Source organism: Phenylobacterium sp. (genome assembly GCF_031412415.1).
Taxonomy (GTDB): Bacteria; Pseudomonadota; Alphaproteobacteria; order Caulobacterales; family Caulobacteraceae; genus Phenylobacterium.
Genome location: NZ_JANOCX010000093.1, coordinates 1 through 3,166 on the forward strand (window position 1 = coordinate 1; position 3,166 = coordinate 3,166).

A 3,166-nucleotide genomic window follows, 5' to 3' on the forward strand; every position below is an offset into this window, starting at 1 on the left:
GGGCGCCAGGCCGGCCACGCGGTCACCAGCGATTTCAACGGCTTCCAGCAGGAAGGTTGGGGCCCGTATCAGATGACGATCCACGACGGCCAGCGCTGGAGCGCCGCGCGCGCCTATCTGCATCCCGTCATGAACCGGCCGAACCTGACCTGCCTGACGGGCGCGCGAACGACGAAGATCGTCATCGAGAACGGCCGCGCGGTCGGAGTCGAATATGTCGACGACAAGACCAAGGCCAAGACCGTGGTCCACGCCGACAAGGAAGTTCTGCTGTCGGCCGGCGCGGTGCAGTCGCCGCACATCCTGCAGCTTTCGGGGATCGGCGATCCCGAGGAACTGTCCAAGCACGGCATCGCGGTGGTTCACGCCCTGAAGGGCGTCGGCGCGAACCTGCAGGACCATCTGGACGTCACCATGTCCTGGGAGTGCCCCCAGCCGATCACCGCCTTCTCCCTGCGCAAGGGGCTGGTGAAGACCCTGCTGATCGGGATGAACTACGCCTTCTTCGGCAAGGGTCTGGGCCGCCAGCAGTTCCTGGAGTCCGGCGCCTTCCTGAAGTCGCGGCCCGATCTCGACCGCCCCGACCTGCAGATTCACACGGTGCTGGCGGTGATGCAGGAGCACGGCAAGGTGCAGGTGGCCAAGGACGGCTTCACCTTCCATGTCTGCCAGCTTCGCCCCGAGAGCCGGGGCCGGGTGGGCCTGAACTCGGCCGATCCGTTCGCCGATCCGGCGATCTTCGCCAACTACCTGGCCACCGACGAGGACCGCCGCGCCCTGCGCGAAGGGGTCAAGATGATGCGCAAGGTGGCCGCCCAGTCGGCCCTCAACGCCTATCGCAGCGAGGAGCTGTTCCCGGGCAAGGACATCCAGACCGACGAGCAGATCGACGCCTGGATCCGCAAGAGCGCCGAGACCATCTACCACCCGGTCGGCACCTGTAAGATGGGAACCGACGACATGGCGGTGGTCGACGCCGAACTGAAGGTGCGCGGGATCGAGGGGCTGCGGGTGATCGACGCCTCGGTCATGCCGACCCTGGTGGGCGGCAACACCAACGCCCCTACCATCATGATCGCCGAGAAGGCCGCCGACATGATCCGCGGCAAGGCCGCCCTGCCGGCCGATGACGCCCCTGTGTACGAGGATGGCCAGAAGGCCGCTTAGGAGATACCGCCATGGAACTGCGCAGACTGGGCAAGTCGGAGCTGAAGGTCGCGCCTCTGGTGCTGGGCGGCAACGTGTTCGGCTGGACGGCCGATGAGAAGACCTCGTTCGCCATCCTCGACGCCTTCGTGGACGGCGGCTTCAACATGGTCGACACCGCCGACGTCTACTCGCGCTGGGCGCCGGCCGGCGGCGGGGCCTCGGAAAAGGTGCTGGGCGCCTGGTTCAAGGCCAGCGGCAAGCGCGACAAGGTGGTTCTGGCCACCAAGCTCGGCTCGGAAATGGGCGAGGGGATGAAGGGGCTGTCGGCCAAGTACATGGTCGAGGCCGTGGAGGCGTCGCTCCAGCGCCTGCAGACCGACGTCATCGACCTCTACCAGAGCCACCGCGACGATCCCGACACGCCGCAGGAGGAGACCGCCGAGGCCTATGAGCGGTTGGTCAAGGCCGGCAAGGTGAGAGCCATCGGCTCGTCCAACTTCGAACCGGCCCGACTGAAGTCGGCGTTGGACATCAGCGAGAAGAAGGGGGTGGCGCGCTATCAGAGCGAGCAGCCCCTGTTCAACCTCTATGACCGCGCTGGGTTCGAAAGCGGCCTGCAACAGGTCTGCATCGACAATGATGTGGGGGTCATCCCCTATTACGGCCTGGCCTCGGGCTTCCTGACCGGGAAGTACCGCAGCGAGGAAGACCTGGCCAAGAGCCCGCGGGGGCGCGGCGCGAAGCGCTACATGGACGCGCGCGGAATGAGCATCCTGGGCGCGCTGGACAAGGTGTCGGCCGGGAAGGGCGCCACGCCGGCCCAGGTGGCCTTGGCCTGGGTCATGGCCCAGCCGGGCCTGACGGGGCCGATCGCCTCGGCGACCAGCGTGGCGCAGTTAGACGAGCTGATGGGATCGGCGCGGCTGAAGCTGGACGCCGCAGACCTGGCCGCACTGGACGCGGCCTCGGCGCCGGCGACGCAGGTCGCCTAGGCCACCCGGCGGCCTTCGAAGGTCACCAGGCGCAGGCGGGGGGTCTCTTCATTGGCCGGACCGACGCCGCGAACGCTGTGGGCGACGATCTCGCGGATCGGCGCACCTTGCAGGCGGGCGACCAGCGACAAGGGCTGATAGAGACCCAGGAAGCGTTCCGGAGACCCGTCGGAGCCGGCCAGGGGCGCGAACAGCACCTCCATGGGCAGACTGGCGTCCTCGGAGAAGGCCTCGACCGTGGCGACCACGGGCTCGGGGCGCCGGCGCGCGGTCTCCAGCGCCGTGTGCAGGGTGAAGCGGTTGCGTTCCGAGAACAGCGACAGGGCGTTGACGCCGCGCAGGTTGCGCTTGTGCAAGTCGGCCACGAAACCGCCGGCCAGGCGCACAGGATAGAGCCCCGTTCCGGCGCGGCCGAGGATGAACACCTGCGGCAGAAGCTTGGGGAAGGCGGCGGGATCGATCTGGGCGCGGGTCGGCAGGCCGCGATAGCCGCCCTGTCCGCGCCAGTAGTCGATCATCTGCTGCGTGTTGGAATGAAACATCACGCGCCTCCATCTGCGGTCGGGGGCGCCGCATGAGGCTTGCAGGAAGTTCGGCGCCAAGGCGGTCCCTGTCCCGGATCGAGACCCATGGCGCCGCCAGCGAGGCATGGTTGACAGGCTCAGAGATTCTTAAGCCGCGCCTGATCTAATCGCCTCAACGATGGGATTCCGGCGGGCCTTTGGAGGGGCCGTCCATGAAGACGCGTACGACCCTGCTGGGCTTCCTGCTCGGATTCGGCCTCCTGATGCTGACGAGCGCCGCTCCTGAAACCGCGCTGGCGCAGTGCTGCGCCCCGCCGCCGCCATGCTGCCAGCCGCCGGCCCCGCCGCCGTGCTGCACGCCGCCGCCCGCGCCGCCCTGTTGCGTGACGCCGCCGGCCCCGCCGCCTGTCACCCCGTGCTGCGACACGCCGCGCACGCCCAATATCAACGTCCATGTCTCCAATGTCAGCGTGGCGATCGCCAACGCCAGCTCGCGCGCCG

General features: G+C 68.2%; 4 protein-coding genes. 3 read left to right on the forward strand and 1 reads right to left on the reverse strand.

Annotated elements, in window-relative coordinates; genetic code table 11:
• Both RMO04_RS04885 and RMO04_RS04890 read left to right on the forward strand, forming a co-directional pair.
• The coding region (locus RMO04_RS04885) for a GMC oxidoreductase (protein ID WP_309643672.1) at positions 1 to 1,167 on the forward strand (1,167 nt) is incomplete at its 5' end.
• Between the two features lie 11 nt (positions 1,168 to 1,178).
• Entirely contained in the window at positions 1,179 to 2,141 is a 963-nt protein-coding gene (locus RMO04_RS04890) for an aldo/keto reductase (RefSeq protein WP_309643673.1), read from the forward strand.
• On the opposite strand, the gene RMO04_RS04895 is transcribed toward RMO04_RS04890, so the two are convergent.
• Complete coding sequence (locus RMO04_RS04895; RefSeq protein WP_309643674.1) at positions 2,138 to 2,683, reverse strand: PAS domain-containing protein; 546 nt, start codon at positions 2,681 to 2,683, stop codon at positions 2,138 to 2,140. The two genes, RMO04_RS04890 and RMO04_RS04895, sit on opposite strands and share 4 nt — an antisense overlap.
• A 194-nt stretch (positions 2,684 to 2,877) precedes the next feature.
• Here RMO04_RS04895 and RMO04_RS04900 point away from each other — a divergent pair.
• The coding region (locus tag RMO04_RS04900; protein ID WP_309643675.1) for a hypothetical protein at positions 2,878 to 3,166 on the forward strand (289 nt) is incomplete at its 3' end.

Bases quoted from the DNA above. Each gene is read 5' to 3' on its own strand.
- RMO04_RS04890 (WP_309643673.1), top strand. From the start codon at position 1,179: ATGGAACTGCGCAGACTGGGCAAGTCGGAGCTGAAGGTCGCGCCTCTG.
- RMO04_RS04895 (WP_309643674.1), bottom strand. From the start codon at position 2,683: ATGTTTCATTCCAACACGCAGCAGATGATCGACTACTGGCGCGGACAG.